20 protein-coding genes are annotated in these 18151 nt (G+C 45.5%); 16 read left to right on the top strand and 4 right to left on the bottom strand.

Annotated features, from left to right (window positions below; translation table 11 throughout):
- Position 1: 1 nt before the first annotated feature.
- The 14 genes from RA178_RS10705 (at position 2) to RA178_RS10640 (ending at position 12826) form a co-directional block, all read left to right on the top strand.
- Complete coding sequence (locus RA178_RS10705; protein ID WP_028760055.1) at positions 2–259, top strand: HPr family phosphocarrier protein; 258 nt, start codon at positions 2–4, stop codon at positions 257–259.
- 163 nt (positions 260–422) lie between these two features.
- Positions 423–2126, top strand: coding sequence for a phosphoenolpyruvate--protein phosphotransferase (gene ptsP / locus RA178_RS10700; protein WP_198573285.1), 1704 nt, complete (start codon positions 423–425; stop codon positions 2124–2126).
- Positions 2127–2197: 71 nt separating this feature from the next.
- Positions 2198–2707 (top strand): PTS glucose transporter subunit IIA, encoded by a 510-nt coding sequence (gene crr, locus RA178_RS10695; protein WP_006081821.1) that lies wholly within the window; start codon positions 2198–2200, stop codon positions 2705–2707.
- Between the two features lie 530 nt (positions 2708–3237).
- On the top strand, positions 3238–3582 hold the full coding sequence (locus tag RA178_RS10690; protein WP_105252601.1) for an ArsC family reductase: 345 nt from the start codon (positions 3238–3240) through the stop codon (positions 3580–3582).
- Positions 3582–4721: a succinyl-diaminopimelate desuccinylase gene (gene dapE, locus RA178_RS10685; RefSeq protein WP_306685407.1), complete on the top strand. Its 1140-nt coding sequence runs from the start codon at positions 3582–3584 to the stop codon at positions 4719–4721. Before RA178_RS10690 ends, dapE begins: the two co-directional genes overlap by 1 nt.
- Positions 4715–5428, top strand: coding sequence for a M15 family metallopeptidase (locus RA178_RS10680; protein ID WP_306685321.1), 714 nt, complete (start codon positions 4715–4717; stop codon positions 5426–5428). The genes dapE and RA178_RS10680 overlap by 7 nt, the downstream gene beginning before the upstream one ends.
- A 112-nt stretch (positions 5429–5540) precedes the next feature.
- Entirely contained in the window at positions 5541–6371 is an 831-nt protein-coding gene (locus tag RA178_RS10675; protein WP_028760061.1) for an alpha/beta fold hydrolase, read from the top strand.
- A 325-nt stretch (positions 6372–6696) separates the two neighbouring features.
- Positions 6697–7875 carry a porin gene (locus RA178_RS10670; protein ID WP_306685320.1) on the top strand — a complete coding sequence of 393 codons (1179 nt, stop codon included), beginning with the start codon at positions 6697–6699 and terminating at the stop codon, positions 7873–7875.
- 10 nt (positions 7876–7885) lie between these two features.
- Positions 7886–8323, top strand: coding sequence for a type 2 periplasmic-binding domain-containing protein (locus RA178_RS10665; RefSeq protein WP_028760063.1), 438 nt, complete (start codon positions 7886–7888; stop codon positions 8321–8323).
- A 299-nt stretch (positions 8324–8622) separates the two neighbouring features.
- Complete coding sequence (gene can, locus RA178_RS10660) at positions 8623–9240, top strand: carbonate dehydratase (RefSeq protein WP_306685319.1); 618 nt, start codon at positions 8623–8625, stop codon at positions 9238–9240.
- Positions 9241–9433: 193 nt separating this feature from the next.
- Positions 9434–10621 carry an 8-amino-3,8-dideoxy-alpha-D-manno-octulosonate transaminase KdnA gene (kdnA, locus tag RA178_RS10655; protein ID WP_028760065.1) on the top strand — a complete coding sequence of 396 codons (1188 nt, stop codon included), beginning with the start codon at positions 9434–9436 and terminating at the stop codon, positions 10619–10621.
- 20 nt (positions 10622–10641) lie between these two features.
- A complete protein-coding gene (gene kdnB, locus RA178_RS10650) occupies positions 10642–11712 on the top strand; it encodes a 3-deoxy-alpha-D-manno-octulosonate 8-oxidase KdnB (protein WP_113939602.1) in 1071 nt (356 codons plus the stop codon).
- Positions 11713–11809: 97 nt separating this feature from the next.
- Positions 11810–12547, top strand: coding sequence for an 8-amino-3,8-dideoxy-manno-octulosonate cytidylyltransferase KdsB (kdsB, locus tag RA178_RS10645; RefSeq protein WP_012197229.1), 738 nt, complete (start codon positions 11810–11812; stop codon positions 12545–12547).
- 45 nt (positions 12548–12592) lie between these two features.
- The gene (locus RA178_RS10640; protein WP_263145817.1) at positions 12593–12826 is read left to right on the top strand and encodes a DUF2897 family protein; all 234 of its coding nucleotides are present in this window, start codon (positions 12593–12595) and stop codon (positions 12824–12826) included.
- Between the two features lie 188 nt (positions 12827–13014).
- Here the strand turns inward: RA178_RS10640 and RA178_RS10635 are convergent, their stop codons facing one another.
- From RA178_RS10635 to RA178_RS10625, 3 genes are all read right to left on the bottom strand, one after another.
- Positions 13015–13482: a hypothetical protein gene (locus RA178_RS10635; RefSeq protein ID WP_212601078.1), complete on the bottom strand. Its 468-nt coding sequence runs from the start codon at positions 13480–13482 to the stop codon at positions 13015–13017.
- Positions 13483–13792: 310 nt separating this feature from the next.
- Entirely contained in the window at positions 13793–14797 is a 1005-nt protein-coding gene (trhO, locus tag RA178_RS10630; protein ID WP_219233652.1) for an oxygen-dependent tRNA uridine(34) hydroxylase TrhO, read from the bottom strand.
- Positions 14798–14844: 47 nt separating this feature from the next.
- Positions 14845–15018 carry a hypothetical protein gene (locus tag RA178_RS10625; protein ID WP_173496656.1) on the bottom strand — a complete coding sequence of 58 codons (174 nt, stop codon included), beginning with the start codon at positions 15016–15018 and terminating at the stop codon, positions 14845–14847.
- A gap of 144 nt (positions 15019–15162) precedes the next feature.
- Between RA178_RS10625 and RA178_RS10620 the strand changes: the two genes are divergently transcribed.
- Both RA178_RS10620 and RA178_RS10615 read left to right on the top strand, forming a co-directional pair.
- On the top strand, positions 15163–15819 hold the full coding sequence (locus RA178_RS10620) for a glutathione S-transferase (RefSeq protein WP_306685318.1): 657 nt from the start codon (positions 15163–15165) through the stop codon (positions 15817–15819).
- Positions 15820–16006: 187 nt separating this feature from the next.
- On the top strand, positions 16007–16204 hold the full coding sequence (locus RA178_RS10615) for a hypothetical protein (RefSeq protein ID WP_028760072.1): 198 nt from the start codon (positions 16007–16009) through the stop codon (positions 16202–16204).
- A gap of 129 nt (positions 16205–16333) precedes the next feature.
- On the opposite strand, the gene RA178_RS10610 is transcribed toward RA178_RS10615, so the two are convergent.
- A complete protein-coding gene (locus RA178_RS10610; protein WP_105252613.1) occupies positions 16334–18091 on the bottom strand; it encodes a SulP family inorganic anion transporter in 1758 nt (585 codons plus the stop codon).
- Positions 18092–18151 lie beyond the last annotated feature (60 nt).

The raw sequence follows: 18151 nt of genomic DNA, 5'->3' as shown, positions 1-18151 counted from the left end.
TATGTACGAAAAAACAGTCACCATTACCGCCAAACATGGCATTCATACCCGCCCAGCAGCCTTACTGGTTAAAGAAGCCAAAACCTTTGACTGTGATGTCATGGTCGAATGTAATGGTAAGCAAGCCAGTGCTAAGAGTCTGTTTAAGCTACAAACCTTAGGCTTATATTCTGGCGTCACGGTAAGAGTGTTTGCCGAAGGTGAACAGGCACAGGCCGCGGTTGAGAAAGTCTCTGAGCTGCTCATAACTCTAAGCTAGGCCTTTTCTTACGCTAAAGTGCATTTATCTGCAGGTTTAGCCGACACGCAAAAAACTCGTCTCGACCGTCTTGACATACTAATGCTTTACAAGCTTAGCGTCACTCAACTAGACTCGCTATCGCTAACGGACACTCAGTTCAGTGGTTAATTTAGGAAGGGATATGTCAATAACGGGGATTATAGTGTCATCGGGAATTGCCTTTGGACAGGCTCTTCACCTGCACCACACCGAACACCACCTCGATTATCGCCCTATTCCCCTGTCTAAAATCCCTCAACAACAGGGTAAATTTGCCAAAGCCTTGCAAGAACTACAGGCACAACTGACCCACAGCCAAGCTGCACTCGATAGTGACTCCGAAAATTATCAGTTGATCGAAGCCGACTTATTGTTATTAGAAGACGATGAATTAATCGAGCAAGTGAACGATGCCATTCGCACCTTACAATTGTCGGCAAGTGTGGCGGTGGAACGTATTTTTGCCCATCAGGCCAATGAGTTACAATCCTTAGATGATCCCTATTTAGCCAATAGAGCCCAAGATGTGCGCTGTTTAGGCCAAAGAGTCGTTGCGGCGATAAACGGCCATTTAGCTCAAGGGCTCGAAAAACTCGATAGGCCCACTATCTTATTAGCGCAGGATTTGACCCCCGCCGAATTTGCCTTACTGCCGCGGGAAAACCTCTGCGGTATTGTACTGAAAACGGGCGGTTTAACGAGCCATACGGCCATTTTAGCCAGAGCAGCCGGCATTCCAGCCATCTTAAGTTGTCAGTTCGACGCAGACTCTATTCCCAACGGCACGCCCTTAGTGCTCGATGCACTCGCGGGTGAACTTTGTGTCAATCCCAATCCAGACCAACAGGCAAGACTCACAGTCACCTTTCACCATGAACAAGCAAGGCGCGCAGCACTTCAAACTTACAAGGATGTCCCAGCGCAAACCCAAGACGGTCATACCGTGGGACTCATGGCAAACGTGGGTAATCTCAACGACATCACTCATGTCAGCGATGTCGGCGCCGATGGAATAGGTTTGTTTCGCACCGAATTTATGTTGATGAACGTCGCCACCCTGCCCGATGAAAAAGCCCAATACAGCTTATATTGCGATGCATTGCACGCCCTAGGCGGTAAAACCTTTACCATCCGCACCTTAGATATAGGTGCAGACAAAGAACTCCCCTGTTTATGCCAAGAAATTGAAGATAATCCTGCCTTGGGTCTTCGCGGCATTCGCTACACCTTGGCGCACCCAGAATTATTTAAAACCCAATTGAGGGCCATTCTGCGTGCCGCTAACCATGGCCCGATCCGTTTGATGTTCCCTATGGTCAATCAAGTCGAAGAATTGGACGAGGTGTTTGCACTCATTGCCCAGTGCCAAGATGCCTTGGAAGAAGAAGAAAAAGGCTATGGCGAACTTAGCTACGGTATCGTTGTCGAAACCCCTGCTGCGGTATTCAACCTCAACGCTATGCTGCCAAGACTCGATTTTGTCAGCATTGGCACCAACGATTTAACCCAATATGCAATGGCAGCCGATAGGACAAACCCGCAGCTTACCCGTGACTATCCGTCCCTTTCGCCTGCCATTTTAGCCTTAATTAACATGACAATAACCCAAGCTAAGGCCGCTAATGTTAAAGTTTCTCTGTGCGGTGAACTCGCCAGTTCACCGCAAATTGCGCCACTGTTAATCGGCATGGGGTTGGACGAACTCAGTGTTAACTTAAGCTCACTCTTAGAAGTGAAAGCTGCCATTTGCCAAGGCAGCATCACACAATTTTCGGCATTAGCGCACACAGCATTACAACAAGATAGAATTGCAAGCTTACAGCAGTGTATAACAAGCTATAAATAGAGACATTTATTCGTTATGCTGCATTACAGAACAAAAACAATGACAAAAACAAGCAAAAGAGGCTCTAGATTATGGGATTTTTAAGCCGAATAAGGCGCTTGGTATCGGGCCAGACTCAATTAGCTGGCGGTATCATGGTATATGCCCCCGTTTCCGGGGATATCGTCGCCATTGAAAAAGTCCCCGACGTGGTTTTTGCTGAAAAGATTGTCGGTGATGGCATCGCTATCGCCCCCAAAGGCGAATTAATTCTGGCGCCTATCGACGGCACTATAGGTAAAATTTTTGAGACAAATCATGCGTTCAGTATTGAGTCTCCCCAAGGTTTAGAGCTATTTGTTCACTTTGGTGTAGGTACAGTCGAGCTGAGAGGCAAAGGGTTTAAACGTTTGGCCCAGGAAGGTCAAGAAGTGAAAGTCGGCGATCCGATCCTGTCATTCGATATTGATTACCTTAAAGATCAAGTCGACAGCCTACTCACTCCTGTCGTTTTGGCAAACATGGAAGATGTCAAATACCTCGACAAAGCACAAGGCAGTGTCACCGCAGGCAAAGACGTGATCTTTACGGTACAGCTCTAATTTAACCATTTCGAATCAATCGTTTATCGATTGTTTTCTGAATAATAAAAGGCTGACTCACCATCATGAGCCAGCCTTTTAAGTTTTTGAAAACCAAGCCTATACACGGTATTTGAATTCGCCAAACTGCACCGATACACAGGCTTGAGAGAATCTATTTCGACCATTCTCACGCTAAGCATCACGTTCCCTGCGAATAACGGCTACATAACTCTAGTACATTAATCTGCTTTAAACATGGCAAAATCGGGGCGCGGTGTTCAATAACAGAAATTGGATGAAAATAATCACCCTAGTATTGGTGAAAATCATGCGAGAATTTAATGCCAGTAAATCAGGAACATTTAAACTACAACTTCTACCATCACTTAGATTGTCATTCGATGAGGCACAGGTCGCCAAAGTAAGATCCGATTTTCGTAACACAAGCTCAGTAGCACATCCCACTTGTGACATGCGACGCACAATGCCACAATGCCAGTAAAATCAATGCTTGCAAGCCAAGCGTCCATCCACACTGGAGCATCATTTTGACCCTCTACGGTATTAAGAATTGCGATACAGTGCGTAAAGCACGTAAATGGATTGAAAATCATCAACTTCCAGTTCATTTCCATGATTTTAGAGATGACGGCCTACGTCAAGAAGACCTCGAATTCTGGTGTAACACCTCAGGCTGGGAAACCGTATTCAATAAGCGCAGCACGAGCTTTCGTGCGCTCAGTGACGCAGATAAAACCGATATCGATCAAACCAAAGCCATTCAACTTATGCTGACGCAACCGACACTGATCAAACGCCCCGTCTTAGTCGTCGGTGAACAAGTGCTGATTGGTTTTGATGAAGCCGCCTATAAAAGAGTATTCTCAGTATGATGCTTGCCGACAATTATCCCGTTACAGAACTGACAAAAGCGCTGATCGCCCGCCCTTCGGTGACGCCGCTTGATGAAGGCTGTCAAACCTTAATGGCTGAAAGACTCAGCGCCATCGGCTTTAATATCGAACCTATGGTATTTGAAGACACCACCAATATGTGGGCTCGCCGTGGCAATGAAGGTCCGGTTTTTTGTTTTGCCGGCCACACAGATGTTGTGCCAACGGGTGATGTGAGCCGTTGGCACACGCCGCCGTTTGTGCCCACCATCATTGATGGCTACTTATATGGCCGCGGCGCAGCGGACATGAAAGGCTCACTCGCTGCTATGGTGATTGCCACCGAACGCTTTGTGGCTAAACATCCCGATCATCATGGCTCTATCGCCTTTTTGATCACCAGCGATGAAGAAGGTCCATTCATCAACGGCACGACGCGAGTCATTGATACCTTAGAAGCGCGCAACGAGAAGATCACTTGGGCATTAGTCGGCGAACCCTCATCAACCCTAAAGCTGGGCGATGTGGTCAAAAATGGTCGCCGCGGCAGTTTAACCGGCAACTTAACCGTGAAAGGCATTCAAGGCCACGTGGCCTATCCACACCTTGCCGATAATCCAATCCACAAAGCCGCGCCTTTTTTGGCCGAGCTAAGTCAAATGCACTGGGATAATGGCAATGAGTTCTTTCCGCCCACCAGCTTCCAAATCGCCAATATTAATGGCGGCACAGGTGCATCAAATGTGATCCCTGGCGCACTGGAAGTGATGTTTAACTTCCGTTACTCCACCGAAGTGACCGCCGAAATCTTGATTGAGCGAGTTGAAACTCTATTGAAAACATATCAGCTAGACTACGATATCAGCTGGATTTTCAATGGCCTACCATTTTTAACCGGTGATGGCCCGTTATTAGATGCAACCCGTATCGCGATTCGCCAAGTCACAGGTTATGAAACCGATCCGCAAACCACAGGCGGCACATCAGACGGTCGCTTTATCGCGCCAACGGGCGCCAAAGTGTTAGAGCTTGGCCCTGTCAACGCCACCATTCATAAAGTGAATGAATGCGTTAAAGTGGACGACCTTGAGCAGTTAGCCCTGTGTTATGAAGTCATTTTGGAACAATTACTGTGTTAGCACATCTGAAGATCCGTCCCGAAACCGCAAAGCTTTACGGCTTAAGCTCCCCTGAATTGGTGGATTATTTAAGCCCGTATCACCTTAGTTATCATAGCTTTGGGTTAGAGGAGAACACAGCTATCGCCTTTAAGTCTATGGCGGCAAAAGCTGAAGATGCGGGCATAAAACTCGCGATTTGCTCGGCTCATCGTCCCTTTGAACGGCAAATGGCAATTTGGAATGCCAAGGCTAGTGGTAAACGCGCGGTATTGGATGCCAATGAGTTACCGGTCAATATTCAGGGCTTAAGTGACGATGCCATAGTTGACTTGATTTTGCTCTGGTCGGCGTTGCCTGGCGCTTCACGCCACCATTGGGGTACCGATCTCGATGTGTTCGATGCGGCTCAAATTGATGTTAAAACCCTGCGCCTTGTTGAAGCTGAATATGTTCAGGATGGTCCCTGCGCTAAATTGCATGCTTGGCTGGTAGAAAATGCCCATGATTTTGGCTTTTACTTCCCGTTTCAGCAGGGACAAAGTGCGGTAAGTCCTGAACCTTGGCATATCAGCTATTTCCCTGTAGCGCAGTTATTGTTGCCACAATTCGATCGTGCCGAACTGGCAATCCTGTTAGAAAACAGTGATATGTTGCTAAAAGATGCAGTACTCGCCCGATTAGACAATCTAATAGATGAATACGTGCTGCGTATCGCTCAGCCCTAATCACGAAATACTCGCCAAGATCAGTCAACACAGGTTAAGCATAGCGCTATATCGTCAAAATTGGCCCCAAAATGCGGTTTAACACAGTGATATATTTGATAAAGTAGGTTTTATGGATTTTTCTTCACACCGTCAGCAGCTTGTTATTGCCGATCGAAAATTAAGTTACCTTGATGTCGGCTCAGGCCCTGTATTGTTGTTTGGGCACAGTTATTTATGGGATAGCGCTATGTGGGCGCCTCAAATTGCCACCTTAAGCGCCCAGTATCGCTGCATAGTGCCTGAACTTTGGGGCCATGGTCAGTCAGATTTACTGCCCAATAACTGCAAAACGCTACTCGATATTGCCGATCAAATGCTTGAGCTAATGGATGCTCTTGAGATAACTCACTTTAGTGTTGTCGGACAATCTGTCGGTGCTATGTGGGGCGCAGAATTGGTGCTGAAAGCACCAACAAGAGTTAAAACCCTCGTTATGCTCAACAGTTTTATCGGTTTCGAACCCGAAGTCACCCGTGCGAAATATGATGGCATGCTGGATATGATTACCGCCGCTAAGGCGATCCCTGCGCCACTGATCAGTGCAATTTCCCCTTTATTCTTCGCCAATGATGCCGCGAATAACACTCCCGAACTGGTTACGGGCTTTGAACAGTCACTTGCCAGTATCACAGCGGAGCAAATCCCCACGATAGTTAAACTTGGACGAATGATTTTTGGTCGTCGCGATACCATGGAATACGCCGAGCAATTGACGCTGCCCTGCCTCATCATGGCTGGCGTGGAAGATAAGGCCCGCAGCGTATTGGAAAGTTACCTGATGAGTGATGCCATTGACGGCAGCCAACTTGTGCATATTCCTGCGGCAGGACACATATCAACTCTCGAACAAGCGGAATTTATTAACCAACATTTAGCCGATTTTCTGGCTAAACATTATTAATCAATCGCTAAATCTACGCTTCAAGGTGCGAAAACTCGCATCTTGAAGATGAGTATTTCTACTTAGCACATGTTATCAATATGTGCTTATATCAATATTGCTCACCCATACTTAATTCCTATTTTATGGATAAATACATTAGGCTTTACTTTATTAAAGTCTGTTATTGAGCACGCCTCGTTTCATTAAACTCACCTGTGAAACCTCTATTAACAAGTAAAGACCTTGTTTTTGTTCCAAGCGGCTTAAAAAATGTTGCACAAAGGTGAAATCTACTAATTATCAACTACCTTTATACTGTATTCCCTCAACAAGGTATTCTGCCATGAGAAAAAGTACAGTTGCCCTCTGCGTATTCAGCACACTTTATATACCGTCTCTTTATGCCGATGTTCAAATAAATGGATTTGCCTCTATTGTCGCGGGCTCAAGTCTAAGTGACGATAAAAGCTATTATGGTTACGACAAAGAACTCGATTTTAATAATGATTCCAAAGTTGCCTTACAATTTACCGCCGATCTTGGTAGTGGCTTAAGAGCTACTGCACAAGTGCTATCCAGAGGCAGTAACGATTATAGCGCTGAATTCGAATGGGCTTATATCTCCTATGACATCAGCGACAAACTTATGCTTATGGCGGGTCGCCAACGTTTTAATCTCTATAAATACTCCGATTATATTGATGTAGGCTATGCCTATCATTGGATCACTCCGCCCCGCGGAGTTTATTCACTGCCATTTAATTCAGGTGAAGGTGTAGGCTTAGTTTATGCCGATTTATGGGGCGATACCGAAGTAGGTTTGACCTATAAATACATTACCACTTCAGTTTCTGACTACTCACCTACGGGTTCATCAACACCTCCTGCGCCCTTCTCCGCCGAGGGCCACATAATGAACTTTAACTTTGTAACCTATGGGTTTGAGTACGGTTTAAATATTGGCATAGTTACCGATTTCTCCTACGAATTACCCGCACTGCTTGGCTTAGGCAATGCAATTTCTCAAACCGGACTCTTTACTCAGCAAGTGGTTGATGATCTTTTACCGATTAATGACAGCGCGTTACTCATTGGCGCTAACGTTAAATATGATGCTGAAAAATGGTTTATTTTGGCCGAATACACGCGAATTGATGTCGATCCCAGTAGCTTTAATATTCAAGATTCAGCCTTTGTTTCCGGCGGGATCCGCTATCATGATTTCACCTTCCACTTAACCTACGGTATTGATAAAGGTGAGCCCCAATATGATGCCTATGACGCTATGTTACCTGTTTACAATAGTCTGCCACCGGCAAACCAAGCTGCACTCGCACCGCTTGTTTTTGGTACACAAGCAGCGCTTGAAGCACAACAGGAAGACAGCGCCTACTACATCATAGGCACCCGCTGGGATTTCCATCCTTCTGCCGCACTGAAACTAGAGTACACCAACTACAGTAACGACAAACCGTCCTCCGATGAACAGTTGCTGAGTATGGCAATAGACTTAGTTTTTTAAGGAGTTAAGCATGAAACTATTAATAAGTTCTCGGTTGATGATAAAAACCTTAGTCGCCAGTGCGCTTCTACTTGGCAGTGCCTGTGTTCAAGCCGAAATTGCCGTCGTGGTGCACCCTTCTAATACGTCAGAAATTAGCGCTGCGGATATTTCACGGATCTATTTAGGCAAACTCAAGTCTTTCCCCAGTGGTGGCACTGTCGTCGCACTCGATCAACCTGAAGGCACGCCCGCACGTGATGCCTTTGTTAAACAGATCCTTAATAAAACCGAGAGTCAGTTAAAAGCCTATTGGTCAAAACTGGTCTTTTCAGGCCAAGGTCAACCGCCCAAAGTCGTCGACTCCAGCGCTGAAATGCTCGCATTGATTGCCGCCAATCCCAATATGATCGGATTTGTTGACGTCAGCGAAGTAAACGACAGTGTGAAAGTGATCAGTAAGTTCTAACCCATACTGCATCATCCTTGTCCGCCTTAATCTGTGGCGGACAAGGTTTCCACTCAGCATTAAGCGCGATATGAACAACAAACACACCATCAAATGGTGCTTGAACCCTCAGAGAGGGCTTATCCATTTGCAGTACTATTAAGAAAAAATAATCTCGATTTTTCAATATCCTGATTCAAACCTTAATTGGATAGACCAGCAGAGCCAAATTTGCTGGTATACTCTTGCTAAAAATGTGCTGCTTGCATGAATTAGAGCATGAGAAGACATTTTATATGTCAATAAAACAATAGGTTAAAATGAAACTACTCAAACCTTTATTCGACAATAACCGCCGCTGGGCCGGACGTATACGCCAAGAAAATCCTGATTTTTTTGAACAATTAGCGAAACAGCAACATCCTGAATACCTGTGGATTGGCTGCTCAGATAGTCGCGTACCCTCAAACCAAATCATTGATCTTATGCCCGGTGAAGTCTTTGTTCACCGTAATATCGCCAACATGGTGATCCATACCGATCTTAACTGCTTATCTGTACTGCAATACGCCGTCGATGTGCTCAAGGTGAAGCATATTATGGTGGTGGGTCACTACGGTTGTGGTGGTGTGCGCGCGGCCATGGGTCAGCAACGCTTAGGACTCATCGATAACTGGCTCGGGCATTTACGTGATATCTATCGTATTTATCAGGAAGAATTACAACTGATGGACGAAGCCAAACGTTTTGATCGCCTGTGCGAGCTAAATGTGATTGAGCAGGTTGCCAATGTCACCAGTTCAACCATAGTGCAAGAAGCTTGGGATCGCGGCCAAGAAGTGGCGGTACACGGCTGGATTTACGGCATTGATAACGGTTTACTGACAGATTTAGATGTCACGGTTGACCGTGAACATGGTTTAGCCAATCCACGCTAACGGCCTGAATGTAGGCTTTCAACACCCCGCTGAGTGTCATCAATGCTCAGATAAAACCTGCCACTGTGCAGGTTTTTCTTTTTCCATGACAATTTTCAGCAATAAAACATCGCAAGGGTCTATTACGCCAGTTATAATCCGCCAGTTAATTGCAGGCGACCTATGCGCCACAAATTCTAAGGAGATACCTTCCATGCCCGGTTTTGAATTATTTGGTCCTGAAGAGAAGCAGGAAGTCGCTGACGTTATGGAAAACGGTTTTACCTTCCGTTACAACTTCGACCATATGCGTAATGATCGCTGGAAGACGCGCGATATGGAGCAACTACTGTGCGAGAAGATGAACGTGAAGCATGCTCACCTTTTATCAAGCGGTACTGCTGCGCTGCAAACGGCCATGATGGCTGCAGGCATTGGTGCTGGCGATGAAGTTATCGTGCCACCTTTTACCTTTGTAGCCTCAGTTGAAGCGATTTTTATGGCAGGCGCTATTCCGATTTTTGCCGAAATCGATGAGACATTGTGTTTATCTCCAGAAGGTATCGAAGCCGCGATTACCCCACGCACTAAAGCGATTAACTTAGTGCACATGTGCGGTTCTATGGCGAAGATGGACGAGATCAAAGCTGTCTGTAAAAAACATAACTTACTGATTTTAGAAGATGCTTGCCAAGCCATTGGTGGTAGCTACAAGGGCCAAGCGTTAGGTACTATCGGTGATGTGGGTTGTTACTCATTCGATTCAGTCAAAACCATCACCTGTGGTGAAGGTGGCGCTGTGATCACTAACAACACAGAAATCTACAACAATGCGCACATGTTCTCAGATCACGGCCATGACCATATTGGTAAAGACCGCGGCGCAGAGTCACACCCTATCATTGGCTTGAACTTCCGTATTTCGGAAATGAATGCCGCCTTAGGGTTAGCGCAGTTACGTAAACTCGATACCATTATCGATATTCAACGTAAAAACAAAAAGACCATTAAAGATGCAATGGCCGCGATTCCAGAAGTCACCTTCCGCCAAATCCCAGATCCAGAAGGCGACTCGGCTGGCTTCTTAACCTTTATGTTGCCAACCGAAGCGCGCACGCAAGAAATCAGCAAAAAACTGGCTGAAAACGGCGTTGATGGCTGCTTCTACTGGTATGTAAACAACTGGCATTATTTGAAAAACTGGAAACACATTCAGGAGCTTAAGGCATCTGCTGCGTTGCCAATCACATTAATCGCCGACAGACCTGACTATACTCAAGTTTCTGTGCCTAAATCCGATGCCATTATGAGCCGCACGATTTCTATGCTCATCAAGTTGTCTTGGACCGATGCTCAGATCGCCGAGCGTATCGAAAACATCAAGAAAGCATTTGCCCAATAATTCTACGGGAGTTTGTTGCAATGAGTTTTAAGAATTTTAAAGTAGTTGAAAAAATGATCTTCGGCCGTGGCTCATTCGTCCAACTGGATGAAGTGTTAGCTGCAGAACGTAAAACCGCCGACGACTTCGTGGTGTTTTTAGTCGATGACGTGCATCAAGGCAAAGCCCTTGAGGGCCGCATTCCAGCTAAAGCACAAGACATGGTGATTTGGGTTAACGTTGATGAAGAGCCAAGCACAATTCAAATCGATGCCCTGACTGAACAAGTTCAAGCTTTCAATAGCAAACTGCCAGTGAGCGTCGTCGGTTTAGGTGGCGGTTCAACCATGGACGTGGCTAAAGCGGTATCGCTGATGCTGACAAACCCAGGTGGCTCTGCCATGTACCAAGGTTGGGACTTAATCAAGAACCCAGCGGTACACCACATTGGTATCCCAACGATTTCTGGTACTGGTGCAGAAGCGTCACGCACCGCAGTGTTATGTGGTCCAGTGCGTAAGCTAGGTTTGAACTCAGATTACACAGTATTCGATCAAATCATCATGGATTCTGAGTTAATCGAAGGCGTGGAAACGGACCAATGGTTCTACACAGGTATGGATTGCTATATCCACTGTGTTGAATCTTTACAAGGTACCTTCTTAAACGAGTTCTCTAAATCCTACGCTGAAAAAGCCATGGATTTATGTCGCCAAGTGTACTTAGACGACCACGTAGAAAAAGACGACAAGCTAATGATGGCGTCTTTCATGGGCGGTATGAGTATCGCTTACAGCCAAGTGGGTGCCTGTCACGCGGTTTCTTACGGTCTGTCTTATATCCTCGGCTACCACCACGGTATCGGCAACTGTATCGCCTTTGATGTGTTAGAAGAATTCTATCCAGAAGGCGTTGAAGAGTTCCGTCTGATGATGAAGAAACATAACATCACGCTGCCGAAGAACATCTGTAAAGATCTGCCAGACGAAACCATAGCGAAAATGGTTGCCGTGACTAAGAGCATGGGTCCACTATGGGCTAACGTTTACGGCGCGGGTTGGGAAGAGAAAGTCACAGATGAAATGTTGACTGCGCTGTTCCGTCGCATCTAAGCTCTAACACATGTTAAAAGGGCTCAATTGTGAGCCCTTTTGTCTATATGCATTGTATATCTACACTGTATATCTTTGATAAAAGTAGGATAATTTGATGAATGTGACTCTGTTAATCCCGGCTCGTTACGGTTCAAGCCGCTTCCCGGGCAAACCCTTAGCCCCGATTAACGGCAAGCCAATGATCCAACACGTGTATGAACGCGCGTCGTTAGCCAAAGGCCTCACCAATATTTACGTCGCTACCGATGATGATCGCATTAAAGCGGCCGTTGAAGGTTTTGGCGGCAAAGTAGTCATGACCAGCCCAGATGCAGCCTCGGGTACAGATCGTATCAATGATGCAATAAACCAACTGGGCCTGAAAGATGACGACTTAGTGATCAACCTACAGGGTGATCAACCTCTTATTGACCCAACCTCTATCGAGCAAGTCATCAGCCTCTTCGAGCGTCACCCTGGTGAGTTTGAAATGGCCACCTTAGGCTTTGAAATCGTCAATAAAGCCGAGCTTGACGATCCTATGCATGTGAAGATGGTGTTCGATAACAACAACTACGCCTTGTATTTCTCTCGTTCGCGTATTCCTTTTGGCCGCGATACTCAAGATTACCCCGTTTATAAGCACTTAGGTGTGTATGCTTATACACGCAAATTCGTACAGGCCTTCGCCGCCCTACCATTAGGTCGTCTAGAAGATCTGGAAAAACTCGAGCAATTACGTGCATTAGAGTACGGCCATAAAATCAAAATCGCCATTAGCGCCTTTGATTCTATTGAAGTGGATACGCCAGAAGACATTCGTAAATGTGAGCAACGTTTAGCGGTTGATTAATCGCCCGTTAGGTGTGCGCGAGTCAATTCGAAACAGGAGCTGAGTATGTCGACCTTAGAAGTCTGGATCATTATTATTTTGATCGTCGGTGTCATCGCCAGCAATCTTGCTGCGTTGAAGTACAGTGCTAAGTTCAAACTGCCGCAGTTCGGTCAACATGGTAAAGATAAGCAGATAAAGTCAGATACTGCCAAGCCTTCGGCAGCAGACAATGATGCCGATGCGGCTTCAAACAAGCCAAGTTCAGCGGACTCAGAACCCAATAAAGCAGATAAGTAAAACTGAGCCACCTAGGGGCTAAACTCAATGGCGGCTTTTAAAGAGTGAGTCTAAAGATCGCTCTTGAACACGCCTTTTAAAGACTTTGCTATAAACACTGAGCAATGACGCTCGCAAACATAGAAAAGGCGCCACAGGCGCCTTTTTTGTCTCTCAAATAACAAGCTAGCCAATGCCACTCATCAGCCTTAGGCTTTTTTCGCTGATGTGCGACTCAATGGCTGCTCCTCAAGGTGCGCCACTAAAAAGACTAAAAAGCGAAACAGGGATTTAATCTTAAGATCATGATTTTTATTGGACTCAGCCGCGACTAACTTCTGCAGTGATTTAATTCTAGCGTAAGCATTCTCGACTAAAGCGTCGTTCTCTTTACCGACATATTTATTAAATTCGGCAAATTCACCAATAAATTTCAGTGTCACTTTACGGTTATTTAACGCAGTGAGTGCAGCGCCCTCTTTCAGTTTTGCCTCAAAAATACTGCATTCTAAACCGCTGGCGATCGCGCTTTGCGATAAACCGCTGCTTAAGGCATCGGCCAGAAAACCCAAATTGGCTTTTAACTCAAAGGCAATCGCCTGCTTACTGGCGCTTGATTGCTGCCAGCGACTGCGTTCCTTATCGAAAATATCGTATAGCTCTTTCCAAATGCTCATGCGCTTTGCCTACCTTGCACTGAATCGCTCCTTTCGCGTTATAGCACTCGACTTTTTTAAATGCTAGCGTTGTTAATACTAACATTTTTAACACTAGCGACTGAAAGTTATCATAAATTTAAGGTTTTCGGCATAGCGCTATGATAAATAATGAGTTAAATAATGGCCTAAAAGCACATTCACGCTAAAACTAAAATCGGCATAAAAAAATGGCCCGAACGAGTCGGGCCAGAGTGCGAGCTGCCTAAGTACGAAATGAGCTCAGTGCGAACTCATGACTAACTCACTACTCATCTAATGGCATATAAAGTTAAAGCGCTTGCGATTTTTTCGCGTTATTTTTCTCGGCGGCGAGTCGACGCTGCGCTTCTTTTTTCTCACGGCGCGCTTCAATCACTTGATTTACATCGCTACCGATATGCGCTTCGTTACGGGCTTTTGCCAGATTAACTTGGCGCTCACGCTCAACGAAACGTTTACGCTGCTCGTCAGAAATTTTATCGATACAATGTGGGCAACTGACACCTTGCACATAGGCAGGGCTCTGTTTTTCAGCTTCGGTGATTGGCATACGACAAGCATTACATTGATCGTATTGGCCTTTCTTCAAGTCATGGTTCACTGCAACGCGGTTATCGAATACGAAGCACTCGCCTTCCCACAGGCTTTCTTCCTCTTTCACTTCTTCGAGATATTTAAGAATACCACCTTCGAGATGATAGACCTCGTCAAAGCCTTGCTCTTTTAAATAAGCAGTTGATTTCTCACAGCGAATACCGCCAGTACAGAACATGGCGACCTTCTTATGTTTAGCAGGATCAAGATTCTGCTTCACATATTCAGGGAATTCTCTGAAGGTTTCAGTCACAGGATTAATGGCATTTTTGAAAGTGCCGATTTGCACTTCATAGTCGTTACGGGTGTCGACTAAAATCACGTCCGGATCAGAAATCAGCGCATTCCAATCTTGAGGCTTCACATAGGTGCCAACCACTTTAAGTGGGTCAATACCTTCAACGCCCATAGTCACGATTTCGTTTTTCAGTTTGACTTTAGTGCGGTAGAACGGCATTTCATCGTCAAATGATAACTTGTGAACGATATTATCTAGGCCATTTTGGCTATTAAGCCACACTAATAACGCTTCAATCGCTTCTTGAGTGCCAGCAACTGTGCCATTGATCCCTTCACTTGCGAGGAGCAGAGTGCCTTTGATCTCGGCCTGTTCCATCATAGCGAGCAATGGCGCTCGGATAGATTCAAAATGCGGTAACGACACGAATTTATATAACGCACATACGACAACTTTAGCCATAACACCCTCTTTGCTGGCTGGAACTTAATTTCCAGTGCATAAACAAATCAATCATCTGCAGCCTTGCTGCAGATCCCAAAAATAGCGCGGAATTCTACCTGAGTCACAGCAAGATAAACACAGATAAAATACAGGGTCTTTAATTCTTTACGCACAGTGGTGAGAAAAATCATTCTATGATGGTAATTTAAGCAGAAATCCCAGTATGAAAGCGTTACCATCTGCGCCCTTTGAATATTGCATGATTGGCACGCAACATTCGCATTGGCATGCTCGCGTCGTCAATAAGCAGGTATGAACACGCTGACATCAGCTTTAGTCGCATCAACTTCCACGCATGGCGCCGCACAGTAGAGGAAATCCGAATGACTCTAGCCGTCTTATACACCTTCCGCCGTTGCCCCTATGCCATGCGAGCACGTTTGGGACTCTTATTAGCCCAATGCAATGTTGAAGTCCGTGAAATCACCCTTAAAGCCAAACCACCACAAATGCTAGCGGCCTCATCTAAGGGTACTGTGCCAGTATTAGTACTAGCAAACGGCGAGGTGATTGCCGAAAGTCTTGAGATCATGCGCTGGGCACTCACGCAAGCAGATCCCTTAGATCTATTGTGTCAGCAAAATCCTGCTATTGAAGATAAAATGGCACAGCTTATCGCGAAAAATGATCAGCAATTTAAACCATGGCTTGACCGCTATAAATATGCCGACCGTTACCCTGAGCAAACGCAAGCTTATTATTATCAGCAGGCGAGTCATTTCCTCCTGCAACTTGAAACATGCTTAGGGCAACACCCCTTTTTAGTCGCCGATACACCTCGCCTTACCGACTACGCAATCGTACCTTTTGTACGCCAATTTGCCGCAGTGGATCTTAAATGTGCACTTAGTGATGATTTTCCGCGAGTCGCCGCTTGGCTAAATCGACTTATTTCGAGTGAAATATTTATTCGTGCGATGGAAAAATATGTGATCTGGGACGCTAGCCATTCTCCAATTTGCTTGTTAGGAGACGTGTAAACCAATAAGATTTAAAGATTATTTTTATTTTATGTTATAGCCATCGGTAAAATATTCGAGTAAGGTATTTGCCACTAGGTAACTAATTTAGCTAATCGTAGCTAGACAATCTTCTCAAGAAAAGTAACCACGCCTAAAGACTCAAGGACGTGAATGATAGAACACAAGGATAAGACAGTTGGAAAATATGGATATTAATATCGTTATTATGCTTGGGGGCCTGGTGCTATTGCATTGTCTATTTGCCCTTCGGGCTTTCAAGAGTAAAGTGGATCTCAGCACTAACAAAAAGTGCTTATGGTGCCTACTGAGTCTGATACTCGGCCCTATGGGTTATTATGGTTTTCACGGTTTTATTCCCCTAGATAGAATTCTCAAAGACTAAACGGTAAAACTGAATACCTTCAAAAAGCCAGTCATACCATTGATTTAATTATCAAATTAAGAAAAAATAGCGCAACCTTAAGCTGCGCTATTTTATGACCCAGTTTAATCAAACAAGGCATTCAGTTAACTACAAATGACTGTGCAACAATACCGAGTCATCAGGAACTTTTTGGATCACAGGTGCTTGCCCTTCAGCCAAGGCTTGTTTATAGCTTTGATTCATTTTAAGGGCGAGATACAAATCTGGCCGGATCAAAATACCGCCTTCCCCTGTCTGCATGCCCGCTTGCTCAAACCAACTCAGCATCTGCCGTTTACGTCCCGCAAGCACTAAACGAACGCCACGTTTTTTAAGCAGTTGATGTAAATCAGCCAACATGGCCATCACGCTTAAATCCAAATGGGTAAAACAAGGCACTGCATCAATAATGATGCAATCGACCGGCTCAGATTCCCGAATAAACTTTTCCAATAAACGGCGCTTAAAATACGTCGCATTAAAGTAAGTTAACGGCGAATTAAAGCGATATATAAATACTCCTGGAACAGATTTAGCTTTACCCGATTCATCGACACTACGGATAACGCCCTTATGATCTAAACCAAGCACTTGATCCGTAGGCCGCATCACAGTAGCGAGGAACTGGAATAAACCCAGTAATACAGCCAAGGTTATCCCAGGAATAACCCCAATAAACAACACAGAGAACAAGGTGATACAGGCAAGTAAAAAAGCAGACCTATCCCGCACTCGTAGATTCCACAGTGACTTTAAATCGATAAGCGAGATAGAGGCAATCACCAGCACCACACCTAAGGCGGCACTGGGGATGAACTTCAAAGGCGCAGTGAAAAATAGCGCCACAACACCAATCAATACCGCCGCAATGATAGACACTAACTGGCTCTTACCACCATTGGCATCATTAACCGCAGTGCGGGAATCCGCGCCGCTCACCGCAAAACCTTGAGATATGGCAGACGCTATATTGGCTATTCCTAACGCCCTGAACTCTTTATCGGCATCTATATCGTAACCGTTTTTTGCCGCAAAGCTTCGAGCCGTCAACATCATGCTCACAAAGCTCACCATGGCTAAGTTAAGCGCCGGTACCACAAGCTCACGGGCGATACCTAAATCAAATACAGGCGCTTGGAATGAAGGTAATCCTGAGGTCACTTCTCCGACGACGCTAATATCAAAGCTCGTCAGGTTAAACACCCAAACAAGGAAAGCTGCCATCGCCATTGCGCACATAGAAGCTGGCCATTGGGGACGAAACCGTTTCACTAAGGCATAAGTCGCTAGCGTCACAATCCCCATAGTCAATGTCGGCCAATGGGTTTTGGATAAGTAGGAAGGCGCACCGCTGAGGCGTTCGATTAGATAACGCTCATCGAAGGTAAAACCGAAGATTTTTGAAAACTGTCCCACGATAATGGTAATTGCAACGCCATTAAGCAACCCCATCAAAATCGGCTTTGATAGAAAATCGGCGAGCACCCCCAACCTAAAACGACTCGCAATCAAGCACCAAAAGCCTGTCATGGCCGTCATGGTCATCACTAACTGCCAGTGCTTCATGCTATCCCCTGCAGCTAGGGGCGTGACAACCGCGGCGATAACAGCACAAGTCGCCGCATCTGGACCCACGATTAATTGTTTTGAGGTGCCAAATAGTGCGTATACCAACATTGGCAATACGCAGGAATACAAACCCACGGCAGCATTCACACCAGTGAGCTGGGCATAAGCAATCGCTACGGGTAATGCCACAGCGGCAACGGATAAGCCTGCGCGCACATCATCCCTAAGCCATTGCTTTTCATATTGTAATAATTGCGCCAATCCCGGCATAAACGAAATCAAACTAGGGAACTTCACTCGGCAACCTCCATATACACACTATCAAGATAAGCAACAAGTATAACTGAGACTGAAAAT

Origin of the sequence: Shewanella oncorhynchi, assembly GCF_030848765.1 — a bacterium.
Lineage (GTDB): Bacteria > Pseudomonadota > Gammaproteobacteria > Enterobacterales > Shewanellaceae > Shewanella > Shewanella oncorhynchi.
The sequence above is the reverse complement of the archived record's forward strand: the minus strand, read 5'-3'. Positions and strand labels throughout refer to the sequence as shown.

Coding starts and splice junctions, on each gene's coding strand:
- RA178_RS10705 (WP_028760055.1), top strand. CDS start 2: ATGTACGAAAAAACAGTCACCATTACCGCCAAACATGGCATTCATACC.
- ptsP (WP_198573285.1), top strand. CDS start 423: ATGTCAATAACGGGGATTATAGTGTCATCGGGAATTGCCTTTGGACAG.
- crr (WP_006081821.1), top strand. CDS start 2,198: ATGGGATTTTTAAGCCGAATAAGGCGCTTGGTATCGGGCCAGACTCAA.
- dapE (WP_306685407.1), top strand. CDS start 3,582: ATGCTTGCCGACAATTATCCCGTTACAGAACTGACAAAAGCGCTGATC.
- RA178_RS10675 (WP_028760061.1), top strand. CDS start 5,541: ATGGATTTTTCTTCACACCGTCAGCAGCTTGTTATTGCCGATCGAAAA.
- RA178_RS10670 (WP_306685320.1), top strand. CDS start 6,697: ATGAGAAAAAGTACAGTTGCCCTCTGCGTATTCAGCACACTTTATATA.
- RA178_RS10665 (WP_028760063.1), top strand. CDS start 7,886: ATGAAACTATTAATAAGTTCTCGGTTGATGATAAAAACCTTAGTCGCC.
- can (WP_306685319.1), top strand. CDS start 8,623: ATGAAACTACTCAAACCTTTATTCGACAATAACCGCCGCTGGGCCGGA.
- kdnA (WP_028760065.1), top strand. CDS start 9,434: ATGCCCGGTTTTGAATTATTTGGTCCTGAAGAGAAGCAGGAAGTCGCT.
- kdnB (WP_113939602.1), top strand. CDS start 10,642: ATGAGTTTTAAGAATTTTAAAGTAGTTGAAAAAATGATCTTCGGCCGT.
- kdsB (WP_012197229.1), top strand. CDS start 11,810: ATGAATGTGACTCTGTTAATCCCGGCTCGTTACGGTTCAAGCCGCTTC.
- RA178_RS10640 (WP_263145817.1), top strand. CDS start 12,593: ATGTCGACCTTAGAAGTCTGGATCATTATTATTTTGATCGTCGGTGTC.
- RA178_RS10635 (WP_212601078.1), bottom strand. CDS start 13,482: ATGAGCATTTGGAAAGAGCTATACGATATTTTCGATAAGGAACGCAGT.
- trhO (WP_219233652.1), bottom strand. CDS start 14,797: ATGGCTAAAGTTGTCGTATGTGCGTTATATAAATTCGTGTCGTTACCG.
- RA178_RS10625 (WP_173496656.1), bottom strand. CDS start 15,018: ATGGTAACGCTTTCATACTGGGATTTCTGCTTAAATTACCATCATAGA.
- RA178_RS10620 (WP_306685318.1), top strand. CDS start 15,163: ATGACTCTAGCCGTCTTATACACCTTCCGCCGTTGCCCCTATGCCATG.
- RA178_RS10615 (WP_028760072.1), top strand. CDS start 16,007: ATGGATATTAATATCGTTATTATGCTTGGGGGCCTGGTGCTATTGCAT.